This is a genomic window from Chryseobacterium viscerum, assembly GCF_025949665.1.
In the GTDB taxonomy this organism is placed as follows: Bacteria; Bacteroidota; Bacteroidia; order Flavobacteriales; family Weeksellaceae; genus Chryseobacterium; species Chryseobacterium viscerum_A.
This window is the reverse complement of the sequence record NZ_JAPDFT010000001.1, coordinates 342,486-368,299: the sequence shown is the minus strand read 5'-3', so window position 1 is coordinate 368,299 and position 25,814 is coordinate 342,486. Positions and strand designations below refer to the sequence as shown.

The 25,814-nt window shown below is 35.7% G+C and carries 24 protein-coding genes; 2 read left to right on the top strand and 22 right to left on the bottom strand.

The window, feature by feature from the left end:
- The first annotated feature begins 3 nt into the window (after positions 1–3).
- Complete coding sequence (locus tag OL225_RS01695) at positions 4–588, top strand: DUF3109 family protein (protein WP_047378893.1); 585 nt, start codon at positions 4–6, stop codon at positions 586–588.
- A gap of 74 nt (positions 589–662) precedes the next feature.
- Here the strand turns inward: OL225_RS01695 and OL225_RS01690 are convergent, their stop codons facing one another.
- The 15 genes from OL225_RS01690 to OL225_RS01620 all read right to left on the bottom strand — a co-directional run bounded on the left by OL225_RS01690 (position 663) and on the right by OL225_RS01620 (position 18,194).
- The gene (locus OL225_RS01690) at positions 663–3,527 is read right to left on the bottom strand and encodes a M16 family metallopeptidase (protein WP_264517071.1); all 2,865 of its coding nucleotides are present in this window, start codon (positions 3,525–3,527) and stop codon (positions 663–665) included.
- 152 nt (positions 3,528–3,679) lie between these two features.
- Entirely contained in the window at positions 3,680–4,366 is a 687-nt protein-coding gene (locus OL225_RS01685) for a hypothetical protein (RefSeq protein ID WP_047378894.1), read from the bottom strand.
- 196 nt (positions 4,367–4,562) lie between these two features.
- Positions 4,563–5,897, bottom strand: coding sequence for a trigger factor (locus tag OL225_RS01680; protein ID WP_264517070.1), 1,335 nt, complete (start codon positions 5,895–5,897; stop codon positions 4,563–4,565).
- A gap of 138 nt (positions 5,898–6,035) precedes the next feature.
- The gene (locus OL225_RS01675) at positions 6,036–6,620 is read right to left on the bottom strand and encodes a hypothetical protein (protein ID WP_047378896.1); all 585 of its coding nucleotides are present in this window, start codon (positions 6,618–6,620) and stop codon (positions 6,036–6,038) included.
- Positions 6,621–6,638: 18 nt separating this feature from the next.
- The gene (locus tag OL225_RS01670; RefSeq protein ID WP_047378897.1) at positions 6,639–9,032 is read right to left on the bottom strand and encodes a TonB-dependent receptor; all 2,394 of its coding nucleotides are present in this window, start codon (positions 9,030–9,032) and stop codon (positions 6,639–6,641) included.
- Positions 9,033–9,310: 278 nt separating this feature from the next.
- Positions 9,311–9,667 (bottom strand): hypothetical protein, encoded by a 357-nt coding sequence (locus OL225_RS01665; protein ID WP_047378898.1) that lies wholly within the window; start codon positions 9,665–9,667, stop codon positions 9,311–9,313.
- 146 nt (positions 9,668–9,813) lie between these two features.
- A complete protein-coding gene (locus OL225_RS01660) occupies positions 9,814–11,742 on the bottom strand; it encodes an ABC-F family ATP-binding cassette domain-containing protein (protein WP_264517069.1) in 1,929 nt (642 codons plus the stop codon).
- Between the two features lie 136 nt (positions 11,743–11,878).
- Entirely contained in the window at positions 11,879–12,127 is a 249-nt protein-coding gene (locus tag OL225_RS01655) for a hypothetical protein (RefSeq protein WP_047378900.1), read from the bottom strand.
- Between the two features lie 40 nt (positions 12,128–12,167).
- Positions 12,168–12,905, bottom strand: coding sequence for a hypothetical protein (locus OL225_RS01650; protein ID WP_264517068.1), 738 nt, complete (start codon positions 12,903–12,905; stop codon positions 12,168–12,170).
- A gap of 253 nt (positions 12,906–13,158) precedes the next feature.
- A complete protein-coding gene (locus OL225_RS01645) occupies positions 13,159–14,511 on the bottom strand; it encodes a T6SS phospholipase effector Tle1-like catalytic domain-containing protein (RefSeq protein ID WP_264517067.1) in 1,353 nt (450 codons plus the stop codon).
- Positions 14,512–14,661: 150 nt separating this feature from the next.
- Complete coding sequence (locus OL225_RS01640; protein ID WP_047378903.1) at positions 14,662–15,339, bottom strand: response regulator; 678 nt, start codon at positions 15,337–15,339, stop codon at positions 14,662–14,664.
- A complete protein-coding gene (locus OL225_RS01635; protein ID WP_264517066.1) occupies positions 15,308–15,979 on the bottom strand; it encodes a sensor histidine kinase in 672 nt (223 codons plus the stop codon). Before OL225_RS01635 ends, OL225_RS01640 begins: the two co-directional genes overlap by 32 nt.
- A gap of 110 nt (positions 15,980–16,089) precedes the next feature.
- Entirely contained in the window at positions 16,090–16,713 is a 624-nt protein-coding gene (locus tag OL225_RS01630; protein ID WP_264517065.1) for a hypothetical protein, read from the bottom strand.
- A gap of 17 nt (positions 16,714–16,730) precedes the next feature.
- Positions 16,731–17,510 carry a hypothetical protein gene (locus OL225_RS01625; protein WP_264517064.1) on the bottom strand — a complete coding sequence of 260 codons (780 nt, stop codon included), beginning with the start codon at positions 17,508–17,510 and terminating at the stop codon, positions 16,731–16,733.
- Between the two features lie 63 nt (positions 17,511–17,573).
- Positions 17,574–18,194, bottom strand: a complete 621-nt coding sequence (locus OL225_RS01620; protein WP_264517063.1) for a DUF5715 family protein — start codon at positions 18,192–18,194, stop codon at positions 17,574–17,576.
- A gap of 218 nt (positions 18,195–18,412) precedes the next feature.
- Between OL225_RS01620 and aqpZ the strand changes: the two genes are divergently transcribed.
- A complete protein-coding gene (gene aqpZ / locus OL225_RS01615) occupies positions 18,413–19,129 on the top strand; it encodes an aquaporin Z (protein WP_047379563.1) in 717 nt (238 codons plus the stop codon).
- Positions 19,130–19,420: 291 nt separating this feature from the next.
- Here aqpZ and OL225_RS01610 read toward each other — a convergent pair whose 3' ends face one another.
- From OL225_RS01610 to OL225_RS01580, 7 genes are all read right to left on the bottom strand, one after another.
- On the bottom strand, positions 19,421–19,966 hold the full coding sequence (locus OL225_RS01610; protein WP_264517062.1) for a hypothetical protein: 546 nt from the start codon (positions 19,964–19,966) through the stop codon (positions 19,421–19,423).
- 241 nt (positions 19,967–20,207) lie between these two features.
- Positions 20,208–21,200: an acyl transferase gene (locus OL225_RS01605; RefSeq protein ID WP_264517061.1), complete on the bottom strand. Its 993-nt coding sequence runs from the start codon at positions 21,198–21,200 to the stop codon at positions 20,208–20,210.
- A gap of 194 nt (positions 21,201–21,394) precedes the next feature.
- Entirely contained in the window at positions 21,395–22,165 is a 771-nt protein-coding gene (locus tag OL225_RS01600; RefSeq protein ID WP_264517060.1) for a UDP-2,3-diacylglucosamine diphosphatase, read from the bottom strand.
- Positions 22,166–22,185: 20 nt separating this feature from the next.
- On the bottom strand, positions 22,186–22,632 hold the full coding sequence (locus OL225_RS01595) for a 6-pyruvoyl trahydropterin synthase family protein (RefSeq protein ID WP_264517059.1): 447 nt from the start codon (positions 22,630–22,632) through the stop codon (positions 22,186–22,188).
- Between the two features lie 72 nt (positions 22,633–22,704).
- Positions 22,705–24,147, bottom strand: coding sequence for a serine hydrolase (locus OL225_RS01590; protein WP_264517058.1), 1,443 nt, complete (start codon positions 24,145–24,147; stop codon positions 22,705–22,707).
- Positions 24,148–24,221: 74 nt separating this feature from the next.
- On the bottom strand, positions 24,222–24,608 hold the full coding sequence (locus OL225_RS01585) for a hypothetical protein (RefSeq protein ID WP_264517057.1): 387 nt from the start codon (positions 24,606–24,608) through the stop codon (positions 24,222–24,224).
- 32 nt (positions 24,609–24,640) lie between these two features.
- Entirely contained in the window at positions 24,641–25,807 is a 1,167-nt protein-coding gene (locus OL225_RS01580; RefSeq protein ID WP_264517056.1) for a hypothetical protein, read from the bottom strand.
- Positions 25,808–25,814: the final 7 nt, after the last annotated feature.

Here is a 25,814-nt window from a genome sequence, read left to right as displayed (position 1 = left end):
ATTATGATTCAGATAGACGATAAATTGATTTCTGAGGAAATTTTTTCCGAAGAATTTGTTTGCAACCTTACGAAATGTAAAGGTGCATGTTGTGTGGAAGGAGATGTAGGAGCTCCGTTGGATAAAAACGAGCTTGAGATATTGGACAGTATTTTTGATAAAATAAAACCTTACCTTACCCAGGAAGGCATCAAAGCCCTTGAAGAACAGGGAACATGGACTACTGACCCGCACGACGGAATGTATGTTACTCCTATGGTGGAGAACCGCGAATGTGCTTATGTAACATTCGATGAAAAAGGAATTACCAAATGTGGTATTGAAAAAGCCTATGAAGATGGTGCTGTAGACTGGCAGAAGCCAATTTCCTGCCACCTGTACCCTATTCGTGTTACAGAATATTCTGCGTTTACCGCTTTGAATTATCATGAATGGAATGTATGCAGCGATGCATGTACGCTTGGAAAAGAACTTCAGGTTCCTGTCTATAAGTTTTTAAAGACACCATTGATCAGAAAATACGGCGAAGAATTCTACAATGTCCTGAGCGGGGCTGCTGACGAATGGAAAAAAGAATATGGTTCTTAACCAATAGGATTTGAATTAAATAACAAAAACCGCAGATTTCTCTGCGGTTTTCTTATTGTAAATAAATAAGTTAATTAGTTGGCAGCTCCTGCTTTTACAGTTACAGCTTCTACCTTTTTAGATTCTTCTTTTTTAGCCTTTTCCCAACCGTCTTCCGGCATCAAAGTGGCTACAATTCTACCTTTTGTAAGATATTTTTTAGCAACATCCTGAAGATCTTTTACGGTAAGTGCTTTTACTTTATCCTGATAATTCAGAATGTCATATTTATCACTTCCGTCTAACTGGTTTTTAGCAATGGCATTCAGCCAGAACATATTGTCTTTCAGTTCTGTTTTGTTATCATTGTATTCTCCTTCTTTGTATTTATCCAGATCTTTCTGTTCAGGGCCGTTATCAATCAGCTTCTGCAGCTCTGTGATTGCGCTCTTTGTCAGTTTTTCCACATTTTCCGGACCACAAGGGAAGTTAATCCCAAAGTTGTAAGTACCGTAAGGAATTTTGTTCATCCCTCCTCTTGCACCTCCACCGTAGATACCGCTTTCATCTTCTCTCAGTTTTTCAATAACTTTGATAGTAGCTACTTCTCCAAGAGCAGATAACGCTAAAGCTTCTTTTTCGTTATAAGGAGCTTCTCCACTATACGAGATAGACACCATGCTCTTAGGATCTTTCCCTTTTTTGTACACTTTTGTATAATCTCCGGTAATTGTTCTGTATCCGGTATCTTTGAACATTGCAGCTTTGCCTGATGATGGTAAGCTTGCAATATACTGAAGGACTTCATTTTTAAACTTCGCTTCATCAATATTTCCTACGAAATAGAACTGGAAGTTTCCGGCATTGGCAAATTTATCTTTATAGATATCATATGCTTTTTTATAGTCTGTATTAGCCCAGTCTTTTTCCATTGGAAATAACCCGATGAATCTCGGATTCTTCTGATTCGTGAATTTTGCATGCTCATTAGAGAAATAAGCCTGAGGATTTGACAACAGGTTACTCAGCATTGCTGACTGCTTTTCTTTGTAAGCATTAAAGGAAGCAGGGTTGTAATTTAAGCTTGTAAAATAAGCATACATAAGCTCCATTGCTGTTCCTAAATCTTTCTGGTTTGTTCTTCCTGAAACTCCTTCAAAAAGAGAAGTTACCATAGGATTTACATTCACCTGCTTACCGGCAAGATAATTGGTAAGATCTGCTTTAGAGAATCCGCCAACTCCTGCTTCTGTTAATGCAGAGAAAGCAAACTGTGTCTTATTGTAATCTGCATCCGGAATAAGAGAGCTTCCTCCTAAGCTTCTTGCAGTAAATACAATTTCGTCATCTTTAAAGTCAGTTTTCTTGAAAGTCACTTTAGCGCCGTTGCTTAATGTCCAGGTTGTTGTTCCCAGCTTGGCATCAGTTTCTGTTTTAGCAATTTTACCTTCTGATTTGAAAGGTTTCACTAAATTTTTGATGGCAGCCTTTTCTTCATAAGGTTTTAGATCAGCCATTTTTACAGCATCGAATGTATTTACAACCATTGCTTCCGTAGGCATGGTGATATTATCTTTTTTAGGACCTGTGATTACGATTACCCTGCTGTCATCTTTCACCATTTTCTTGATGATTTCGTTGGTCTGCGCAAGGGTAACAGATGGTAAGAAAGACTTGGTATCTTCATATTCCCATGCAATTCCAGGTATTGGTTCCTGCTCCAGGAAGTTTCTTACATACTCACCTACCAGCATATCACTTTCTGTCTTATCTTTATTGTTATAAGATCTTTCAAGGTTGGAAAGCACCTGAGATTTTGCTCTGTCAAGTTCAGACTGTGTAAATCCAAATCTTTTTGCCCTTTCAACTTCTTCCAATAAAACTTTCAACGCACTCAGCTGGTTTCCTTCTTTTACCATAGCAAATCCCTGGAATGCTTCCTTACTTCTTGCATAGGTTCCTCCATGATATACTGATCCGAAAGTGAAAGGCGGATTTGTAGAGTTGATCAGTTCTCTCAGTCTGTTATTCAACATTGTGGTTGAAAGGTTTTCTACAAGACTCTGATTGTACTGTTCTACCGTTACATCCGGCTTGTAGGCATCAGCATCTTTCATGATAAACTGTACCATAGAATTGGTAGCGTCAGGATCTGTTTCAATGGCTACCAGGGTTTCTTTATGATTCGGAAGGTCAAAAGATTTTCTTTCTCTTGGCTTTGAAGGATTTTTATATTTACTGAAATTATCCTTAATCTTTTTTTCAATTTCATCCACGTTGATATCTCCAACAACAATAATGGCCATCAGATCCGGTCTGTACCAGTCCTGGTGGAATTTTCTGATAACATCCGGTTTGAAGTTCTCCAATACTTCTTTTTTACCAATCGGAAGTCTGTCTGCATATTGGGATTTGTATAAAAGTTTCGGCAGATATTTATCCATCATTCTTTTATCTGGTCCAAGCCCCAGCCTCAGTTCTTCCAATACAACTCCTCTCTCTTTATTGATCTGTTCATCAGAAAGTGTTGCGTTGAACGCCCAGTCTTCCATTACTTTCAGTCCGGCATCTAAGTTCCCAGGTTTATCCAATGGAACGGGAAGCATATAAACTGTTTCGTCAAAGCTTGTATAAGCGTTAAGGTGCTGGCCAAACTTTACACCGATAGACTGTAAAAAGTCTACTAATTTATTATCTGGAAAATTTTTGGTTCCGTTGAAGTTCATGTGCTCCATAAAGTGAGCCAGTCCTCTTTGATTTTCATCTTCAAGAATAGATCCGGTATTGATAGCCAGACGGAAATCTACTTTTTTCTCCGGTAAAGTGTTTTTTTTGATGTAGTACTTCATTCCGTTGGAAAGGGTACCGATTCGTACAGAAGGATCCACAGGGATATTCTGTGCAAAAGCATTTGCTGACATCAAAAAGATGACCGCAAATGAAGATAAGACTTTTTTCATGGTATTTGATTTTATTTACAGCTTAAAACTACCAATTATTCACAATGTGAAGAAATTACAGAATTCATTTTATAGTTAAATTTGAGTTAAACTTATTCATATACCAAAAAAACCGGGAAATACCCGGTTTTAATATCTTAAAAAGCAATTTTTTATTTAAAATCAGCATCCGTAACTCCGGAGTTGATCACAATTTTGCTGGTTTTAATTGTCATTTTCTGACCTCCACCTTCAGCATCTACTTCAGCAGGGAACTGTATTCCATCTACGGTCATATAGCTTTTAATTGTCGCATTTCCTTCTCCTGCATTGGTTTTATACAAAAGCCCGGTTCCTGCATCAAAATAAAATTTACCTTTATCTGAAGACAATACATTATAGTCTTTTCCGTCTAATTTTTCTGTGGATACATTAGGAAAATTAGAAGCATCAAAAGCTAAAGCATCAATTGGTTTTCCTTTTTTCAGCTCACCAATTTTGTCTGCAGGAATTTCTGTTTTATTTCCCATCTGATCAAAATATCCTTTCTCACCGTCAAAAAGCTGAATCATTTCTTTGCCCATCAGTGATTGTACAGACTTGAATTTATTTCCTAATTTCTTAGTCGTCATTTGAATTTCCATTCCCTGCACGGAAACCGTGTTATCAGTAATGGTAGATTTTACAGCTTCCAATTTATCTTTTCCTCCTAATGCTTTGAAATAATTGTCAACAACTTCTTTAGGGGTCAGTTTAGATTTTACAGCTTCTGTTTTAGTTACTACGGCTGCTTTTTTCTGAGCGGCTGCCGGTACTGAGAAAAGTACAGCACAGAAAAACGGTATGATGATCTTTTTCATATTATATAATAAGTTTAAAGGGTAAATATAGGAATATTGGCGGACATACGGATACGTAATGAGCAATGAGCGATTAGTAATGAATAATAATTGATGATAAAGGATAAATACGATGATTGATATCTTTAGGTATGAATACAACATAAAAAAACCGTCAAAAAATTGACGGTTTTCAAATATTTATATCGGAGTATAATTATTTCTTAAGCTCTTCTAAAAATTCGTCGTGAGAAATTTTAGTTTCTTTTTTGCTTGCTTTTTCAAGAATTACATCTTTCAATTTAGCCATAGCTACTTCAGAAGAAATTTGTCTTACCTGCTCCTGGTCTTTCAACATTTCAACAGCATATTTCTGGATTTCTTCATCACCTAGGTGGTGGATTCCGTAGATTGCCAATTGGTTCTTAACTAACTGCTCAGCCTGAGCCAATACATCAGCATAGTCAAGGTTGATTTCGTTTTCAGTCATCAATTTACCTTCGATGATCTGGTATTTCAACTGGTTTTTCTCAGCTTCAAGAATTTCCTGAGCCTGAGCTTCAGACTGGATGTTCTGGTTAGAGAATAATAACCACTTCACAAGGAACGTTTCAGGAAGTTTTACTTCTTCTTTATCCGTTACCTGCTCTAATACTTTATTCACAAAGTGAACATCAGCATTTTGCTGGAAGTACTCATCTAATTCAGTTTTCACTTTATCTTTAAGCTCTTCTTCAGTTTTGATGTTTCCTTCTCCGTATACTTTGTCGAAAAGATCCTGGTTTAGCTCAGCTAAGTTTAATGAATAGAAGTCTTTTACTTTTACTTCTAATTCATTGTGGTGTAAGTGCTCAACTTCTTCTTTGGTGAATCCTAATTCTTTAGCTAATTCTTCGTCACCTGCAAGAGTTTCTTTCGTTACTTTTACAGAACCTTCCATTTTCAAACCTTTTACCAATTTGAAAGCCTCTTTGTTTTCAGCTGTAATGGTAAGGTTTTTTGGGTGGTGGTGGTGCTCTCCTTCAGCATCTTCTTCCACAACCTGAGAAACTTCTAAAGCAATGTAAGAATCTTTAGTGATTTTATCTTGAGGAACCTGCTCAGCGAAACGCTTCTGCATGTTTTCAATACTCTTGCTGATTTCTTTGTCAGACGCTTCTACTTTGTAGTGAGGCGCTTCATATTTAGCTAAATCTATAGTGAATTCAGGCTCATATCCTACTTCGAAAGCAACTTCTAATTGATCAGCATTGTAATCTAATTCGTTTACTGGCTGAGGAACAGGCTGACCAACTAATCTTAATTTGTTTTCATTAACATAGTTGTTTAAAGCATCAGAAACTTGTCTGTTGATTTCTTCGAATGCAATACCTGCTTCATATTGTTTTTTAACCATACTCAAAGGCACTTTCCCTTTTCTGAATCCAGGAACTTGCGCATTTTTAGCATAATTAATCAACTGCTTCTCTACTTTTTCTTTGTAGTCAGATTTTTCCAATGTTACTGTAAGCAATGCACTTACGTCATCATGGTTTTGTGCGGTAACCTTCATTATTGATTAAAATTTTAGGTTGCAAAAATATGAATTTTTTATGAAAATCACCCATTTAAAATCAACTTATAACGCCAAATATTGTTAAATAAAAAACCACCGGAGAATTCCGGTGGTTCAAACAAGATTAAAGGTATATTAATTAATAATATTATAATTGGCTTGTGCGTCTGTTTCACCTCCTGTATGGGATCCATAAACCACTCCATTTCCACTCACAGCAGAAGCTTCAGAAACCGTTACCGGCTCATGGAATAGAGTAAGAACCAGCTGACTAGGTGCAGAAGCATTTTTTACGGCAGTGTTTACCACCCATTTTGTTTTCAATCCTACGCGGTTTCCGTCTCCTCTTGTGGAGTTGGCGTCATCTGTACGGGTTAATGTAATATCAGAGTTTGGAAAGTTGTACACTAAGAAATGCTCATCTTTTGCATCTTTAATTTCCTGAGTGGCATCTTCATCACCATTCTTGAAAATAACTTCTACGTTATACGTATGACCGTTGATAAGTTTAACATTAGGGTTTGTTGTACTATTTACCTGATAGTCATACACTACCGGAGTTCCTGTAGCAACATCTGTTACTCTTAAGAGAACATCTGAAAGTTCTTCCTGAGGAAGATCATCTGCTTCATCATCGCTTCTGTTGCACGATGTTAAGCTTAAAGAAACTGCGAAGAAAAGTCCTAAGATAAGAGTAGTATTTTTAAAAATATTTTTCATGTTTTTGATTTTAAGTAATTAAAATTGATATTTAAGAGTTAGAATAAAGTTTCTTCCCATTTCGTTGGAAAAGAAACGAAGTCTGTTCAGATAATCCCTGTAAGACTTGTTGAAGACATTTCGGACTGAGAAATCAATTCCGAAATTTTTAGACAGATTCACCCCTGTCTGAAGGTTCCAAAGCGAATATCCGCTTGGAGGTGTAGAGATATCTACATCTTCACTGTAAGCATTTCCATCAGAATCAAATAATCTGATAGGAACGTTATAAGTTGGAAATCTTGTCTGTTTCAGATAAGTATTGTTACTGACTGTGAAATAGAAGTTTTTCCATTCTTTTTTATTGAATTCCAATGAATTATTAAAATTCGGAGGCATCATAAGAATAAGGGGCACGTCATGAGTAGTATCCTGCCCATAAACATAGGAACCGCTTCCTTTATAGGTTAGATTATCTGTTATTTTAAGCTGAGCATCAATATCTAATCCATACATTTTTGCATTGATCTGCTGATAGCTATATACTACAAACGCCCCGCCCCACTGAGTATTCTGATATCCTGTAGGAATCTGATTAATGAAATTCTGGGTGTAAAAGAAATATGGGTTTACTGAAATATTCAATCCTTTTAAAACATTTGCTTTTACATCTGCAATTAGATTAAACTGATTTCCTGTTTCACTTTTCATTCTCATATCTCCTCTTTCAATAATGGCTGCAGAATGGTGAAGTCCGTCAGCAAAAAGCTCTGCAATATTCGGAGATCTGGAAACTCTGGCATAATTAAATTTCAGATTAAAATATTCAGATGGGTGATAGACAATTCCACCATTTACTGAAACATTATTATACGTTAATGATGGATTGGTAAGAATTCTGTTTTGGTTTATTCTCACTACAAAATTTGAATAATCTGCTGCATAAGTCTTATTCCAATCGCTCAGATCATACCATTTTGTTACATCATAATGATCATAATCGTATCTGCCTCCCAGTTCAAGGTCCAGTTCCGGAGCAATTTTATATTTTAATACGGAATAAATTCCTGCATAATATCTGTCATAGTTCGGAACAAGACGTCTTGCCTCGGTCTGCGTATTGGAGTAGTTGTTTTGATACCCTGCATTAATCCCTGTTTCAAGATTCCAGTTTCCTCTTTCTATCAGGTGATTTACATTCAGATCATTGGTGATCAGTTCAAGATCCAATGCCGGCTTTTTGCTCAGTGCTTCTGTACGTCTGATGTCATATTCTTTTCTATGATTGTACTGAAAACTGTAAGTAGCCGTGATCTTTCCAAAATTTTCAAACCTTTTATAAGCAGAAACTTTAGCAATATGATGTTCGATTTCCTGTTTAGGATTATCAATATCATAACTAAAATCTCTTTGATAGATTGGTTCCGGAGAGGTAAGAGCAGTACGCAGATCTTCAGAGTTCCCTACGTGAGAGCTTCTAAGAATCCCAACTGTGCTTTTGGTCAGATAATAATCAAATGAAAAGCCTTTTTCAAATGTCATTTTCTGTACTCCGAAATTAAATCCTGAACTCTCGAGTCCTGTATTCATCAAGCCATAATCCGGAGCTTCAAGATCTCCCAATTTTTTATAGCTTCCATTGGTTTTTATAGCCCAGCCATTCTCCCAGGTTTTTGCCAGCTTTACGTTAAGATCGGCTCCTCTTCCGTTTGAAATTCCGGAAAGAGAAACATTTCCCATGATCGTATCTTTCTTTGGCAAAACCTGAGGTTGCAAAACAACTACTCCACCTACGGCTCCCGCTCCATATTTCAGGGCAGATGCTCCTTTAATCACGTCAATATGTTCAAAATTATTGACATCCACATTGGGTGCATGTTCTACTCCCCATTCCTGTTCGGCAAGCTTCACCCCATCATTAAGAATGGATACTCTACTTCCATAAAGCCCGTGGATAATAGGTTTGGCAATATTATTTCCCGTCTTAAGAACGTTAACACCGGAAATATTGGTTAGTAAATTACCTAAGTTTTCGGTGACATTTCTTGAAATCATTGCCTTGTCAATGGTTTTCACCACCATGCTTCCATTGTTCTTATGACTTCCATGAACGGTCACTGTTTCGATGTCTTTGACATGATGTTCCAGCGTAATTACCAGCTGAACATCCTGATCAACTCCTATATTTTCAGTATAATCATTGCAATCAGGATGCTGTGCAATGAGTGTATACTTTCCTGCAGGAATTTTGTCAAAAGAAAATTTACCTTTCTTGTTTGTTTTAGCTGTAAAGTTTCCGATTTTAATCACCGCATTTTCCAGCAGTGTTTTATCGTGGAAATCCTGAACGGTTCCCTCTACAGTATAAGTTTTTTGTGCACTTGTAAATACTGATCCGCAAAAGATCAGCAGCAGGCAATATATCAATTTCATTGTAAATAGATTGATTGCGTACCCTTTTTTGATAGGTACAATTGTCGTTAAAATTTGTGGAAGGGTTAGCTTAATTGTACAATGTAAAAAGTATAATGCTTAATGAGAAGTTAGAGGTTAGAAATTAGAAGCTAGTAATTGAACATTATTCAAATATCAATTACAGATCATTAGTTGTTTCCCTAACAACTTTAAACCTTAAACTTAAAATTTTAAATTTTAAACACTAAACATTGAACTTTAAAGGATTAACCTTTAAACCCTATAGAATCTATGAATTATGAAATTGTGGGAGGCCCCCGAAGCTGAAAAGTAAATTTGGTCTGAGACCAGATTTTCTCCTGGATGGCGATGATTTGTTTTACCTCATGGCTGTAATGCTCAACAGTAAAACTGAATTCTTCAGGAGCTAATGTATGTCCGGTAACCAAAAAGTGGCAGGCCAGACAGTCGCCAGCTTTCTCTTTAGTAACAGCTTTCGTCACTGTATTCTCTGTTTTTTTAAGATTGAAAGCCTTAAAATAATCTACAGCATCGTGATGGTGAAAGCTCTGAGAAAGCAGCGCGAGGAAATATACTCCAAACAATAGCTTGGAGATAAAACTCTTTAGGTTTCTGCTTTCTTTAAAAATCATGGTTCAAAATTATGAAAATAATTTAACTGTTTCCTTAAACTTTTATTAAATTACTTATACTTATTGATAATAGGTAGAAATGAAAAGGATTATGTTACAAAAAAAATGCTTCACAATTTTTAGTTGATGAAGCATTTCTATTTTATTTAATCAAGTTGGGTACCAAGATATTCCCACTCCTGCAAAGCAGTATCCAGGTCTTCCTTAGTTTTATTGTATTTTTCTAAGGTTTCATCTGAAGGATTTTCTTTGGCAAAAGAAGCTTCCATTTCCTCTATTTTTGTTTCAAGTTCGGAAATTCTCTCTTCTACTTTCTTGATTTTATTCTGAATATTTTTCTGTTCTTTACTAACGATATTCGAAGATGGGCTGCTGCTTACAACAGGTTTTTCTTCTACTTTCTTAGGTTCTACCTTTACTTCCTGATGAAGTTTGGCTTTTTCTGCAGAAATCTCTCTGATCGTTTCCTTTTGTCTGTATTCAAGATATTCATTGATATCTCCAAGGAATTCTTTCATTTTCCCATCACGGAACTCATAGATCTTATCACAAAGTCCCTGAAGGAATTCCCTGTCGTGCGAAATTACAATTAAAGTTCCTTCAAAGTTCTGCAGCGCAAGCTTGATAATCTCCTTAGACTGGATGTCCAAGTGGTTGGTAGGCTCATCCATGATCAGGGTGTTGAAAGGACGAAGCAACAGTTTACAAAGTGCCAGACGGTTTCTCTCTCCTCCGGAAAGTACTTTTGTTTTCTTAGTAACAGCGTCTCCCTGGAAAAGGAAAGATCCTAATAAATCTCTTACTCTAGGTCTTGTCTCTTCCGTTGCTGCATCTTCTGCTTCTTCCAGAACTGTTTTATTAGGTGTTAAAACCTCTTCCTGATTCTGTGCGAAGTATCCAATGTTTACATTATGTCCAAGATTCCAGGTTCCGGAATAATCTTTAATATCTCCTGCTAAAATTTTAGCCAACGTTGTTTTTCCTTGTCCGTTTTGTCCTAAAAGAGCAATTCTGTCTCCTCTCTGAACGATAAAGTCTACATCATCAAAAATCTGCTTTTTTCCGTAAGCTTTTCCTAAATGATTTGCTTCAAAGATGATTTTTCCCGGAACCATAGACTGTACGAAACGGATATTGAATTTTGAAACGTCTTCATTATCAACTTCGATACGTTCTATTTTATCTAATTTCTTAATAAGTGACTGCGCGAAAGATGCTTTTGTAGCACTTGCACGGAACTTATTAATGTTGTCTTCCATCTGTTTGATCTCCGCATCCTGATTCTTTTTAGCCTGAATCAGTTTTTCACGACGATCTTCTCTCATGACAAGATACTTGGAATAGTTAGCTTTATAATCGTCAACCTTCTTGTTGTTGATATCGAAAGTACGGTTACAAACAGCCGTCATGAACTGTTTATCGTGACTTACAAGAACAATGGCTCCCGGATAATCTCTCAGGAAGTTCTCCAGCCAGATGATAGATTCCATATCCAGGTGGTTGGTAGGCTCATCGAGAAGCATAATATCATTCTTCTGAAGAAGTAATTTTGCCAATTCGATTCTCATTCTCCATCCTCCGGAAAATTCATCAGTGATTTTTTGGAAATCATCTGCTTTAAATCCTAAACCAAACAACACTTTTTCCATGTCACCTTCAAGATTGTAGGCATCATGGTTCATCAAAAGGTCATTCAGTTCGGTCATTTTATTAATCAGATCTGTATAAGAATCACTTTCGTAATCTGTTCTTACGGTCATCTGGTGATTCACTTCTTCAAGCTCATTTTTCCAGGCATTGATCTGCTCAAAAGCCTGCATCGTTTCAGCCCAAACGGTTCTTCCTTTTACAAAATCTAGGTCCTGCTTCAGGAAACCAATGGTAACACTTCCTTCCGTCACAACCTCTCCTTCGTAGAAATTAATTTCTCCGGACAGCATTTTCAATAAAGTGGATTTCCCCGCTCCATTTTTTCCTACGAGACCAACTTTATCATCTTTTTTGATGGTAAAATTGACATTTTGAAATAAATAATTTCCTGAATGATGTAATCCTAAACTTTGAACCGAAAGCATCTTAATTAATAATTAGTAATGAATAATGAATTTTCGGGTGCAAAAATACGGAAAAAGAAATGAATAGCCCAGAAATAAAAAAAGCTGGCTAAAACAGACAGCTTTTGATTTATAATACAATTGATTTATAAGATCGTTATCCCGGGATAAGTGGTGGTGTTTTCCATCCTGCTTTTACCATTCCGATCATTTCAATAAGAATGTCTGAAGCCTCGTTATAGCTAACCGGTGCGATTCCATGGCGATACCCGATTTCATCTTGTAACTCGTGCAAAGTATCAGATTGACTCACTGTTAAAGCTTTCTTCCCATTTCTAATACTGATCTGGTAATTACAAATATCTAAAAGTCTTTTGGCTTTATCCAGCCATTCTGAAACGGTCATATTATTATTTTTTAGTTAATTTTAAAAATTTCCCGTTTTTTTATTTGATATTGAGAAGTTCTGCCAATGAGGTCCCCCGAGGTATAGATTTAACTGGTGCTTTTCCTGGTACATTTCCAATACCATAAGTTCCGTGAATCATCTCCAAATCATATTTTACATTCTGGTCGCTGAACGCAAAGTTACATCCAGATCCTGTTGTATAACCAGTAACAGATCCTGGGGTAGCATCTGTCTGGTCAGCAAACAGAACTATATTTTCATTAGGTTCCATGACCACCTCTCCTTGCGGAGCACATGTAAAAGCACAGAAAGGCTGGAATCTTCCTTCTACAAATGCAGCTAATCCTATCGTAATATCCGACGTACCCGCCTCTCTTTCATTTTTTACAGTAATGGCTTCTGCCGGGGCTCCTGAAGTGGTTGAAAAAGAACCATCCTTGTGGTAAGTCACGGCTGTACCTAATGGAACTTCATCCGATATGGCATGCATTTGAATGGTTGTATTGATATCTATAACTCCTTTATTGTAAACATATACTTTATATTTTGGTTCACAATAAATTTCTTCATATCCAAACATTTCAAAATAATAAATTGAAAACCACGCCGGCACTCCTGAGGAAACCTGATTGGGTCCCGATGCACCTTTATATCCTACCAGCTTATAATTATTTGCCTGCAGTTCTCTTAGAATCTCTTGCTGATCACTTGAGGTAAAATCAAAATTAATTGTGAATAATGTAGTCCCCGATTTTTGAATGAGTGTCTTTTCCATTGTTTTAATCTTTGGTGTTCTTACTCTTTTGATATTAGGCTTTTCAGAAAACGCCTTTGTTCATATTATGATGTTGAAGCTTCTTGCAATGAACAATTCAAAATAACGAGAATTAAATTCCAAAAACTACAGTATAATATACCAAATATAAAATTCAGTACTTATACTCAATGGAATTCAATCTGTTATAACTAAAAGGGAACACCTGCAATGATGTCCCCTAACCTAAATTTAAAACTGAGAAGCGTTGGCACTAATTCTTAATTTCATTTAATGTAATGGCTGCCGGTGCTTTTAAAATGGAACGATCCCATACATCATTATTGGGAACACTGGTTCCGTAAAGAAAATCTGCAACAAAGCTGTCTTCCGGCAGATGAAGTTCAACGGAAAGCCTTGTCCGGCTGGTCTCGTCCACAGAAGTACTGCTGGAAACATTTAATCCGTTATTAATCAATTCAATATTAATTTCCCGTTGGGATCTTTTCAGAAAGCTGTTGCTATATAGCCCGAAATTTGCTGAAATATGGGTGTAATCTGCAAATTTCCAAAAATCATAAATTGGCTTTTTACCCACAGAAAGATCTCTTATATATTCTTTTATTTTGATATAAAAACGACTGAGAAAAGGATGTTTATTATAATCTGTCCCAAAATAAGCATCATTATCTGTACTGAAAACGGATACTTTAGCATTGGTTTCTTCCAGCATCAGTTTTCCATAAACTTTTGAAAGATCATTATATACTTTGTCCCGACATACATATGCCTGTGAAAGGCCATTGGCGGTCTCAATTTCATATCCGGAAAGCAGAGCATCCCAGATTTTATTGCCTTCAGCATTGGTTTTTTCATTCCTGATATCTGAAACATAGTGATGCAGATCATCAATATGAATGAAGTCTGTAGAAATATAAACAGACTGCGGCCCTTCAAGATATCCTCCTCCGATATCAGCATGATCACCCGGCACAAAGATTTCTTTCCAAACGGAAGATGTATTCTCCGATTTCTGATCCTCCATTATTTTTGAATCCTCAAAAAATCCGGTAAGCGGAAAGAAAAAACGGCTCTCATTGACTGCACAGATATGCAAAGCATTCTCTACCTGAGCAGGAATATTCAGATTATAAGTATTAAAAGGTTTAGATTCTACTGTATCAAAAGCTCCTAAGAATTTTATTCTGAAATTTCCCGGAGAATAATGAGTTAAAAGCTGATTGCAGAAAGTTCTTGCCAGCATTCCTCCTCTCCCGAATCCATAGATATAAAAATGGTATTCTTTTGTCTGATCATGAATAATCTGCTCTACAAAATTCCCTGCTTTCTGAAGTTTATCATCGGAAGAATATCCGTTACCATAGGGGGGATTTGCACATGTTGCCATAGCAAAACTATTATCTTCACTGCCCGTTACGGTTCCAATTCCTTCGATATATATTTTTTCATCTCCAATAAATAAACTGTATAATTTATAGATATTGGTGAAGGTACCATAATAACTTTCATTGTTGTTCAGCGGTTTATCCGGTGAAAGAATATTGACCCCATTGTTTCCTGTACCGTCAAAGAAAATCCCGACGGAAATCACTCTACTACCATTCATGTTTTTACTTTAATTTTTTTATTACAGATCTTGTTTGTGTTTTTTCAAATAAATTCCCTAAAAGAGACATTCCAAAATAACAGAAGAAAAACAAGGTTAGGTAGAGTGAAAAGTACCAAATAAAAAAATCCGTATTTCTACGGAATCAGATTACATTTTTTCAAGGGAATAAATATTGTTAATAATAGCATAAATCACTATTCCCACAGTATTTTTGGCTCCTATCTTCTCCAGAATACGCTGCCTGTGGCTTTCTACGGTTCTGGGACTGATAAAGAGTTTTTCTCCTATTTCGTTATTGGTAAACTCCTGGCAGATCAGTTTTACCACGTCTTTTTCTCTTTCAGACAGTTCATCTTCTGTTTCAAAAAGAGAATTTTTCTTGGCAGAACCATTCATATAGGTAAACAGCATCTGATGGTCTTCCGCAGTAAAGAAAACTCCATTTTTATCAACCATCGTAATGGCATCAATAAATGTTTTTTTATTTGAATTTTTGGGAAGAAAAGCCGATACTCCGAGCTTGACCATATATCCTAAAATAGAAGTTTTATAATGGGATGAAAGGATAATAATTTTAAGATCGGGATATTTTTCCTTCAGAATTTCTACCAGTTCAAAACCGTTCATAGGTTTCATCTGAACATCTACAAGGGCAATATCAGGAAATTCATTTTCTGAAAGTTTTCCGAGGTCTTCTATAAAATCGGGGCCATTATCCGCGGTAAGGCATACCGATATATTTTTTTCATTGGACAGCAACATTTTTACCCCTTCGAGGATCAGCTGTTCATCATCAATCAGTGCTAGTTTGATTTGGGAACTCATGATATTTTGGAATTTTTATAATTAAACGACTTCCTTTATTCGAAAAAGTTTTTTTCCATTTGTGTGTTGCGTTCATTGATTTGATACGGGATTCTATATTTTTTATTCCCATTCCTTTTTTCACTTCTTCATATTCAAAACCCTGTCCGTTATCAGAAATAATAACAGCCGTATTTTCAGGATAATCTTTAATATAGATCCAAAGGTCTTCTGCTTCAGAATGCTTGATTACATTGGTAGTAAATTCCTGAATAATCCTGTACAGCTGCACTTCTGCGAAAAGATCTTTCTTCTCATATCCCGGCATCACTTGCAGGGATATATTAATTTTATGGGAAAGGTTGGCTATTAATTCCTCAACGTATAAAACCAGCCCTACCGATTCCAGATTTACAGGGTACAATGAATGGGAAATACTTCTGGCTGCATCAATCAGAGAAGACATCTGGCCATAGATATTTTTTTTTATCAACTCATCACCCTGGGTATCAAGGTTATTCAACCATAAAGAAAGAATATTGAGCCGGTTTCCAATGTCATCATGAATCATTACTGCAATTCTCTTTCTTTCTTCTTCCTGGGCTTTGATGTTTTCCAGTACTAATTTTTTCTGATGAAGAACTTCAGCCTCATGCTGCACGTTTTTCTCTTTAATAATTCTGGTTATAAAAGCTCTGTAGGCAAGCAGAATAAAGGATACTATAACTGTTATGGTAACAATTATAAGGATCAGCAGATTGATATTTAAAGTTACTTCTTTAATCTGATAAATGTGTATAAAAATGAACAGTACAAAATACTCGAAAGAATATTATTGGCACTGAGAATAATATAATAATCGTTTTCCGACAGATCTGCAATCTGGTGCTGAATGATAAAAATAAATACCGAAACTGAATAATAGAAAAAGATACTGGCATCTACCAGAATAAAACGGTTCTGTGCAGAGGTATTTTTAATCTCACGGATCAGGGTAGCCCCGGAAAGGCAGATAATAACAATATTGGAAACTACTTTTGCAATATCTGCATTGGACGGATAATCAATCCCATATTTTGAAATCATAAAACTTCCAGCAAGCAAGCCTGTAAGACCCAGAGTATATTTCGGCCAATCCAGTTTTCTGATAAATAAACCTGTCAGCAAAAAAAATTCTCCTGCAATGTAAAAAGGATAAAGAAATGATGTATCATTAAGTCTGAAGATATAGGGCAGCGCCAGATTCAGCAGTTCAATAAAAAAAAGAAAAGCAATACAATGAAAATACTGCTTTTCTTTTTGGTTTAATATGCGGTATTTTACTGCTCCCAGCAGTATAACAGATAGAAGCAGTGCATAATTCAGGAATAAAATTGCCTTATAAAGTCCAGCCATTCCTCAGTTTATCGTTTTTAAAATCCACTTCCTACATCTACATCCGGAATACGGCAGATAGGAGGACATGGTTTTGCCCAGTCATAAGTATTGGAAACAGTCTCTGCTCCCAGTTCCGAATTTCTAAGATTTGCTCTGGAAGAAATAAAAATAAGAGTTACCAGAATTTTTCCATAGATATCATTGTATCTAAGGCCAAAAGAACAGGTAATACCCAACAAACCATCATCTTCAAGGCAAAGGTCTGCGGTAGGAACATAGAATTTTCTGAAAATTCCAATGCCTTCATTTTCTCTGCATTCTTTATAAAACCACTCCATTCCTTCGTTTCTCCAACGTTCAATAGCTGATACAGCTATATCCTGCTCAAGAATAGGTGCGTTGGAAACCGGGAATCCCATATTAGCATTCTTCTCTGTACTCTCAAGATTTTTAGAAAGAACGGCGTTTCTAATAACAGTATATTCCTGAACTTCCTGTAGTCTCAAGTCTTTATCAAGCTCTGTAAGGAAACTGTACGGATATTCTTTAACGTCTATTTTTACCCCTTCATTATTCATTGGATAAAAAATAAGGATCATACGATCTCTATAAACTCCTACTGCTGCACAAAAGTCTTTATAGTCCTTAAAGCCCTTCATCCACTCAAGGTGCTCACTGGAAATATTAAAAACATAGTTGGTAGGAATCAGCTTTTGAATTTTGGAAAAGTCAGAGAAATACGCTTTCCATTCGTTTGATGCTGCTCTGCATTCTTCTACAGGGAGCATATAGTCTACAATGTTTAATGTTGACATAAGCATAGTTTTTAGTCCTATAAAAATATATAAACTAAACATGCTATGCAAGTAAGATTTTAATTAATAATTTTTCACAGTAATATGATAACAGCTCTGTTGTCTTTCTTTAATGTAATATATTCTACCGGCATTCTGATAGTGCTTTAAAACTTTCTCAAGTGCTATTTCCATTTTCGGATTGTACTTCAGAACGTTGTTGAATCTTACATAAGAAATGTCAAAAGAGTTACCATAATTGTGAGAACTAATCCCTAGTGAGGCATTGGAATTCACTCTTCTCAACCTGCACTGGTCTTCAAGTGTTCTGGTAATGGATGAAACGGTGAAAGTGCCTCCTTTTGTATCTTTACTGAACTTTGAACCTATTTTCTCAAGGGTAGTTTTGGCCTTCGATACCATATAAGCCCTGCTGTAATCAAGTCTCTGGACCTGATATCCTTTACCTGATTTTTTTATTTTGTGGAATTTACCTTTGTTGATATACTTTTGCAGTATTTTAGAATCTTTCAGCAGCTGTATTCCAAAACTCTTTGAGGCATCAAGATGGGGTTTGTAAAGCGGTGTAGGTTCAACCTTCAATACAGTAGTAAGATCATAGCAGGGAAAAGCCTTTTTTGCTGCCTGCGAATAATGTAAACTATAAATAAAGGGTACAAAGACCACACAAAGAAACTTTCTCATTCACCATCCTTTTAAATTACAAATGAAAGATAAAACATTTATGTTATATCTTTCAAAACCGACTATAATACTCTATAAATAAATCCCAAACAAACTTTACACCAAATTATCGATTTTATAATTTTTGTTCACACTTTTTTGAGTTTTTTTTTCAGTTTTAACTTTTTACTTTAAGATTTAAATTTTACATTTGAGATACATAAATAATAAACAACATGATAAAAAAACTTTTCGCTGAATTTTTCGGCACATTTTGGCTTGTTTTCGGAGGGTGTGGAAGCGCTGTTTTCGCAGCTGGTGTTCCCGACATTGGCATTGGACTTTTAGGAGTTGCTTTGGCATTTGGTCTTACTGTTCTTACGATGGCTTACGCTGTAGGCCATATCTCAGGAGGGCACTTTAATCCGGCAGTTTCTTTTGGACTTTTAGCAGGGGGAAGATTTCCTGCCAAAGACCTTATTCCTTACATCGTAGCCCAGTGTCTGGGAGCTATTGTAGCAGCAGGATGTCTGTATACAATCCTAAACGGTGCAGGAGCGGTAGAATTCTCAAAACCCGGAGATTTTGCCACGAACTTTTACGGAGAAGCCGTTTACAACGGAAAAGCTTTCAGCATGGGAGCCGCATTCCTGGCTGAGTTTTTATTAACTGCCTTTTTCCTTATTGTGATCATGGGAGCTACAGATAAATGGGCCAACGGTAAATTTGCCGGTCTTGCTATCGGTCTTGCTCTTACTTTGATTCACCTGATTTCTATTCCTATTACCAATACTTCTGTAAACCCTGCAAGATCACTTTCACAGGCTGTCTTCATGGGAGGAATTGCCATGTCACAGCTTTGGCTGTTCTGGGTAGCTCCTATTTTAGGAGGAGTTGTAGGAGGATTGATCTACAAATTCCTGCTTCAGAGAGACACTGCAGAAGTTGCAGATTAATTTTTAAAATAATATTCAATGATAAAATCCTGTCAGGCGGCAGGATTTTTTTATTTTCTGTTTTTAATAAATAATTCTAAATTTTTAAAATGCAAAGTTTTTATATGAAAATGTTTTTATTTAAAGGGAGCAAAGTGATAACGACTGCGTCGTTGATTGAGCGATATGATAGCCTCAACTTAATCAGAATCAATTTCATTGATTTCTTCTTTGCTTCCATAAAATATTAAAAAGAGTAAACTAAACTTTGCGTTTAAATCATACTGATAAGCTTACAGAAATCTTTTAGCATTATTTCAGTTTTTTGATATCAAAAGGGTTCTTGAAAATAAGTTCTTCATGTTTTCCTTTAATTTCCATTTTGCGCTGGAGAAGATTCAAAGCCATTTTTCTGATGAAAAGATCTTTATCATTCAGTTTCCAGTAGGAATCTTCGTGAAGTTTTCTGGGTGGACGGATCAGATAAAATTCGGTTTCCCAGGTATCTGCATTATGGTAAAACTCAATGATTCCGCAGTGTTCGGGGATAAGAGCAGCATCTATCATTCCCATCGGAAGCAAAAAGCTAAAAGAATTACATATATAATCACCACAGGAAATTTTATCATGTTTCAGAAATTTTTCTCCGGTATCTTTATTGAGATATGATTTTTTGAAATCATTTTTAAAATCACTTTTCGAAAACTTAATCTCTATTTCATGACTTTCCCCTTCTGAATCTATGATCAAAATATCTGCTTCCCAATCAGCCTGGAAATAATTGGTCAGTACAATTTCTTTTTCAAAATCGCAGTGGGAATGGATGTAGGCGTGGATAAGTTCTTCAATTTTGAGCATTGGTTATAACTGTAAAATGTACAATGTAAAAAGTATTAATGATAATGCGCTCTCCTAATAGTCAATATTATAAACGCAATGTTCACAAAATATTTATTTACTGCTGTTAAATGTTTGCAAAGGCGTTTCACTCAGCAAAAGTTGCGGGTTATCTTTTCTTTATTTATTACGATTAGAAAAAATTGACAAGCGTAGCAAATTGACTATTGCCTATTGACTATTACTTTTTACATTCAGTCTTTTAGCTTACCAGCAGGCTGCATCCTCTGATATCGGAATGATCTATTCTTCCCAATACCTGAAACTTATCCCCTGTAATTTTACCTAAATCCTGCGTCGCAATAAAGGAGCAGGAATGAGTATTGGCAAGATCGATGATATTAATAGCCCCGGTTCTTCCTTCTTTTTCATAGGCCAGAGGATCTTCAGCATTCCGAACCATGATTCTCATCCAATTCGGGCATTTATATTCATTATTTCCAAGAGAATATGCCTGTGAAAGCAGTTCCGTCATGGAGTATTCTGAGTAGATTTTATCTGTCTTAAAGCCGTCCTGTAAGATTTTCAGCAATTCATCTTTGGTCATTTCTTCTTTTCTGCCTTTCATTCCTCCGGTCTCAATCACTACTAAGTTGTCAAGAAAATTCAGAGATTCTCCGCTCCTTTCAGAATGACAGTAATCCAGGAAATCAAGAAGAGCAAAGGAAACTCCGAAGAGAATGACTTTCTTATCCTGAAGTGTGTTCAACAGCTCAAAAAGATCTGAATGGTTATAAAGGAAATATCCGTTTTCCGGTTTGGCAGATTTCTTCATCAGATAATCTACCATATAGATCAATGACGAATTCTGTTTTTCCAGATAACTTGGAAGTAAGCCCAGAAAAATAAAATCTTCCGGTTTCCCGATAAACTGTTCAAAACTTTTATAAATACTTTCTTCGTAAAGTTCCGGATCTGCAATGAAATGCTTTGACAGATTCATCTGCGTTGTTCCTGAACTCTGAAAAAACAGATCTGTTTTTATATTTTTATCCAGAATCTGATGGTTTTTGAACATTTCGATAGGTAAAAACGGAATTTTCACCAAGCTATCTACCTCATCAGGATTAATATTCAGAAAGTCGATGAATTTCCTGTATATTTCAACATTTTCATATTGATAACGGAATGTTTTCAATGATGCATTCAGGAAATCCTGTTCAGTCTGTATATTGAATATATTTTTTAATTCCATAACTTTTTAAGCACCTTATCACTTCAGTATAAAGCAATTATAAAGATAAAATATTGATATTTAATAATTTTTTAATCTGCAAATTCTATTTTGGTAAGCTTCTTGCTCATACCTGAATGGAATATGGATTAAAAACAAGAATGGGTTTCGGCCCGTTCGAAAGTTACCTCTTTTTAGGGGTAATTTTTTTTGCTCTATTTTTCAAAAGTCTTCAGTTCAAAATCTTTCTCAAAAACCCCGTAAGTAAAATAGGAAATCCAGTCTCCGAGGTTGACATATTTTGAATTCTGTTCCAGATCAAGTACCATTGGCAGGTGTCTGTGTCCATAGATGAAATAGTCTATCTTCTCAGACTTCAGCTTTTCTTTAGAGTAAATGATCAGGAACTCTTTATCTTCTCCCAGGAATGCTTTGTCTTCTTCTCCTGAGATCATTTTATTTTTCTGAGAAAGGTATAATGCAATTTTCATTGCAATATCGGGATGAAGCCATTTGAAGAACCATTGTGCCACCGGATTTGTGAATAATTTTTTCATTCTTTTATATCCTTTGTCACCAGGTCCCAGCCCGTCTCCATGGGCCAGCAAAAACTCCTTTCCTCCCATTTCAAAATATTGCTTCTGATAAAATACTGTACAGCCAATTTCCTCTTCCAGATAATCTTTCATCCACAGATCATGGTTTCCGACAAAGAAATAGATATGAATTCCTCTGTCTTTAAGTTCTGCAATTTTCCCAAGTACCCGGACGTATCCTTTGGGAATAACATGCTTCCATTCATGCCAGAAGTCAAAAAGATCACCCATTAAAAACAAAACCTGAGCATCTTCTTTGATCTCATCCATCCAGCGTATAAATTTTTCTTCACGCACTTTGCTCTCACTTGGAGTGGGTGCTCCAAAATGCTGATCTGAAGCGAAGTATACTTTTTTTCCAGGTTCTAAATTAATTATCGTTTTTAACACCTTCTGAGTTTTGGGGTAAATTATTGATTATCTTCTGCAAACCATTCTCCATAAGAGTTTTCTGTCTCATGAAGTTTAAGATAGGCTAAAGAAATTCCTTCAGGAAGTTTTGATTTGATTTTAGCAGCAATAGCATACAACATGTTTTCACAGGTGGGCTGAAAGCTGCAATAGATTACTTTATGACCTTTCTGTTCCAGGTCATCCCCCAGCTCTTTGTGTGGAGACAGAGCATTGACAAGAACCGCATGGTCCCATACATCTACAATTTCGGCATTTACGATACTTTTGATATCTCCGAAATCTACCACCATTCCATTTTTAGGATTTTCAATATCATTGATCGGTTTTCCTTTCACTGTTACGAACAGCTTATAGGAATGTCCATGCATATTTTTACACTTCCCATCGTAATTGTAAAGCACGTGAGCTGTTTCAAATGTAAAAATTTTTGTAATACGTATCATACTGCAAAGATATGATAAAACCGCTTAACACAGAAAAGACTGTTTCTATTACAGTGATATTAATATATACTTTTAGTCAATCTTAAAGGTTAAATTATTATCCTGTGAGCCATCAACATTGATAGCGTTGTAAGGTACAGAAAGCCAGCCGTTTTTATTCATAACAAATTTGAATTGATGGTTTTTTCCTTTTTCAAACTGAGATTTCGGCAATACCAGCTCAAAAGTATTGTTCTTTTTCAAATTCATACGATATACCTGATTATCAGGATTCCAATCATTAAATGAGCCTGTAACTGAAACACTTTTGATATGTTCTATGTTTTGTTTGTCTGGAAACTGGTAAGAAAAAATAATATTGTCCTTCTCTGTCCGGTAGCCATATATTTCTTTTTTAAGATCAGGATGAACAAAAGGTTCAGACTTTGTATATTCTTCTGCCAAGGTGTAAGGATTCAGCATATGCTTATTCATAATACCAGCAATTTGATTGATCATCTGATACATCACCGCAAATTCTTTATATCCGTTGTACATCACTACAATAGCCATATTATTATCCGGGAAAATCCTGTAAGCACTTACATTTCCACCTGAAAAATTATAAGATCTAATATTATTAAAGGTATCCATATCCCAGCCATTAGTGAAGCTGATATCTTTATTTTTATATTCAAACGGTTTCCACATCAATTCTTGTGTAGCAGGTTTTAGAAAATCATTCTTACTCAAATGAATGCTCCACTGTAAAAAAGCAGGCAATGTAATGGCCAGGCCATTGGCTGAATGCGCTCTTCTTCCTTCCACAAATGTAGATTTATCGTATTGATGTGTATCTTTATTATAGATATATTTTACAATTCTGTTGGGAATTTTTTCAATAGAATTGGATGAAAATACCATCTGATTTTTAGAATCCGAAAACTGATTCTTCAGGATATAATCTTCAAATTTCTCTTCTGTTATTTTTTCAATGATCATCGCAATCAGCATGTAGTTTGTTTGATTGTACCTATAATCACTTCCGGTTTCAAATTCCATTTTTTCTTTTGATAACCGCGCAATCACCTCGGCATTGGAAGCATCTGTTGCAATATCACTGAAACGGATCCAGTCTGGTAATCCTGAGGAATGAGATAAAAGATTTTTCACCCGAACATTTTGCCACTCTGCCGGCACATTATCAATATATTTTGATATCTTATCTTCTAAAGATACTTTTCCCTGCTCTACAAGCTGAAAGAACCCAATATTTGACATCAGTTTCGTAGTAGAATAGATCCTGAACATGGAATTGCCATCTACTTTTTTATCACTCTCTAAAGTTTCCGTTCCATAGTATTTCTGGAAAGTTACTTTATTATTCTTAACGATTCCTACGGCCATCCCTGGTATCTCATTGATTTGAATAACCTTTTTTAGATAGCTATCAATTGCTTTTGACTGTTCTGCAGTCTGACTATAACCTGTGAAGAAAAAGCTTAAAAAAAGTATCGTTAAAACGGATGGTTTCATGGTAATGTTTGTTTGATATGTCTCTATTAAAAACAATTGTGGGTCTTATTATATTACATAGAAGAAAAAATCAGTTATTTTCCGGGAACTAATTTACCTGTTTCAAAACCTAGCTCATTCAAATAATCAAGTCCGTTTTGTATATCTATTGAATTGAAACCTGACCATCCTTTTTTTAATCCCAATACAATCAACTGTTTGATGTATTTGGGTTCATTAAGATTGACCTCATTTTCCGAGCTTGTAAATTTATTTACCAGCTTAACCCCTGATTTTAAAGGCTGTCCCATCATATAATCATCGGCAGTAACAAATTTGATGATTAAAGGTGTTTGTTTTTGCCCTCTTAAAAAAACTTTCACAGTCAGAGTATTGGTTTCCGTTTCAGAATGGAATTGATTTGTTACAGAATACACATACTCAATATTATTAATGATGATTTTTCTCAACTTATTTTTCATTGCCTCATTTTATTCAACCTATTAGTTGTATTTTATTTTATCCTTTTCTCAAATCTATTAATGACTTTGTACTCTTTATCTTTAATAACAATATCATAATTTCCTTTATTTAGGATTAAAAAACGATTGTCTTTAGAGGTATTGATTTCAATGATATTGGCAGGAATTCCTTTTTGCTCAAATTCACCTTTCCGGTAAGCCAAAACCATAACCGGATATGTTGAAATTTTAGATGCCGGAATTTTATAAAACTTCCGGTTTTCCTTCAGCATCCAGCCTGGTCTGCCTTTGATATATTTTGTAACGGGATGAATGACTTTAATATCTGTATACAGTTCTTTATCTTCGCCGTTATAGATCATTTCGTTATCATCTTTCAAAACAACCGGAACAGTATTGTTTACCAATCTCAAAAGTGGTTCATTATACTTCTGGGAACTTTTCTCTGAAAACTGAGTCTGGTCAATGGTAAACGGATTAATACCTGTTAAGTCTGAAAGTCGTCCAGCCATTGTTTTTTCCCAGGATTTATGGATTCCTTCATAAGCATGCTGATATCCACAATAAATCAGATATTTCCCCTCTTTGTTTTGCTGCATAAAATCGGAGATATTTTTGGCTTCTCCAATTTCTCTTTCTTTATTGTTTCCTTCTGCTTCGTAGGGAAAAAGCTTAAATCCAATTTTCAGAGCATTGTAAATAAAGTTTCCGAATTCCGGTTCCTGAGAATAATATCCGCTGTTGAGCGTAGCAAATTTTATGGTATTTAAAGAGTCTCCTTCGAGTGTTTCAACTCCCAAGTATCTGTAACCTCTGTCATATAAACCCTGAAGTAAGGAAGATGCAAATGTTCTGTGGCTGGCATTGTGATGTGCTTCATTAATGATAATGATTTTCTCATCGGCTGCTTTTTTCAGAATATACTCTTTTGCATTAACCGGAATTAATTTTGTGAATTTCAGACTATCCGCAGCGGTTAGCTTTTTCTCTCTTCCGAAAGTCTGGTCCCAACTTTCCAGTGCTGGTTTATATTGCCCGCTTATGGAATAATATGTTGCCCCCATCTGACTTCTCCAGGATTGACTTTGAGCAGGATCTTCCACCTTCTTTTTAATATCATCAGAGAACAGGTAAGGATTTTCCTGACTATGAGCTGCTATGCCCAACAATAGTAAAGCCAACGAATAAAAGAATTTCATGTTATGT

What these genes read in the sequence shown, in the direction of transcription:
- OL225_RS01695 (WP_047378893.1), top strand. Translation starts at nt 4, where the DNA reads ATGATTCAGATAGACGATAAATTGATTTCTGAGGAAATTTTTTCCGAA.
- OL225_RS01690 (WP_264517071.1), bottom strand. Translation starts at nt 3,527, where the DNA reads ATGAAAAAAGTCTTATCTTCATTTGCGGTCATCTTTTTGATGTCAGCA.
- OL225_RS01685 (WP_047378894.1), bottom strand. Translation starts at nt 4,366, where the DNA reads ATGAAAAAGATCATCATACCGTTTTTCTGTGCTGTACTTTTCTCAGTA.
- OL225_RS01680 (WP_264517070.1), bottom strand. Translation starts at nt 5,897, where the DNA reads ATGAAGGTTACCGCACAAAACCATGATGACGTAAGTGCATTGCTTACA.
- OL225_RS01675 (WP_047378896.1), bottom strand. Translation starts at nt 6,620, where the DNA reads ATGAAAAATATTTTTAAAAATACTACTCTTATCTTAGGACTTTTCTTC.
- OL225_RS01670 (WP_047378897.1), bottom strand. Translation starts at nt 9,032, where the DNA reads ATGAAATTGATATATTGCCTGCTGCTGATCTTTTGCGGATCAGTATTT.
- OL225_RS01665 (WP_047378898.1), bottom strand. Translation starts at nt 9,667, where the DNA reads ATGATTTTTAAAGAAAGCAGAAACCTAAAGAGTTTTATCTCCAAGCTA.
- OL225_RS01660 (WP_264517069.1), bottom strand. Translation starts at nt 11,742, where the DNA reads ATGCTTTCGGTTCAAAGTTTAGGATTACATCATTCAGGAAATTATTTA.
- OL225_RS01655 (WP_047378900.1), bottom strand. Translation starts at nt 12,127, where the DNA reads ATGACCGTTTCAGAATGGCTGGATAAAGCCAAAAGACTTTTAGATATT.
- OL225_RS01650 (WP_264517068.1), bottom strand. Translation starts at nt 12,905, where the DNA reads ATGGAAAAGACACTCATTCAAAAATCGGGGACTACATTATTCACAATT.
- OL225_RS01645 (WP_264517067.1), bottom strand. Translation starts at nt 14,511, where the DNA reads ATGAATGGTAGTAGAGTGATTTCCGTCGGGATTTTCTTTGACGGTACA.
- OL225_RS01640 (WP_047378903.1), bottom strand. Translation starts at nt 15,339, where the DNA reads ATGAGTTCCCAAATCAAACTAGCACTGATTGATGATGAACAGCTGATC.
- OL225_RS01630 (WP_264517065.1), bottom strand. Translation starts at nt 16,713, where the DNA reads ATGGCTGGACTTTATAAGGCAATTTTATTCCTGAATTATGCACTGCTT.
- OL225_RS01625 (WP_264517064.1), bottom strand. Translation starts at nt 17,510, where the DNA reads ATGTCAACATTAAACATTGTAGACTATATGCTCCCTGTAGAAGAATGC.
- OL225_RS01620 (WP_264517063.1), bottom strand. Translation starts at nt 18,194, where the DNA reads ATGAGAAAGTTTCTTTGTGTGGTCTTTGTACCCTTTATTTATAGTTTA.
- OL225_RS01610 (WP_264517062.1), bottom strand. Translation starts at nt 19,966, where the DNA reads ATGCTCAAAATTGAAGAACTTATCCACGCCTACATCCATTCCCACTGC.
- OL225_RS01605 (WP_264517061.1), bottom strand. Translation starts at nt 21,200, where the DNA reads ATGGAATTAAAAAATATATTCAATATACAGACTGAACAGGATTTCCTG.
- OL225_RS01595 (WP_264517059.1), bottom strand. Translation starts at nt 22,632, where the DNA reads ATGATACGTATTACAAAAATTTTTACATTTGAAACAGCTCACGTGCTT.
- OL225_RS01590 (WP_264517058.1), bottom strand. Translation starts at nt 24,147, where the DNA reads ATGAAACCATCCGTTTTAACGATACTTTTTTTAAGCTTTTTCTTCACA.
- OL225_RS01585 (WP_264517057.1), bottom strand. Translation starts at nt 24,608, where the DNA reads ATGAAAAATAAGTTGAGAAAAATCATCATTAATAATATTGAGTATGTG.
- OL225_RS01580 (WP_264517056.1), bottom strand. Translation starts at nt 25,807, where the DNA reads ATGAAATTCTTTTATTCGTTGGCTTTACTATTGTTGGGCATAGCAGCT.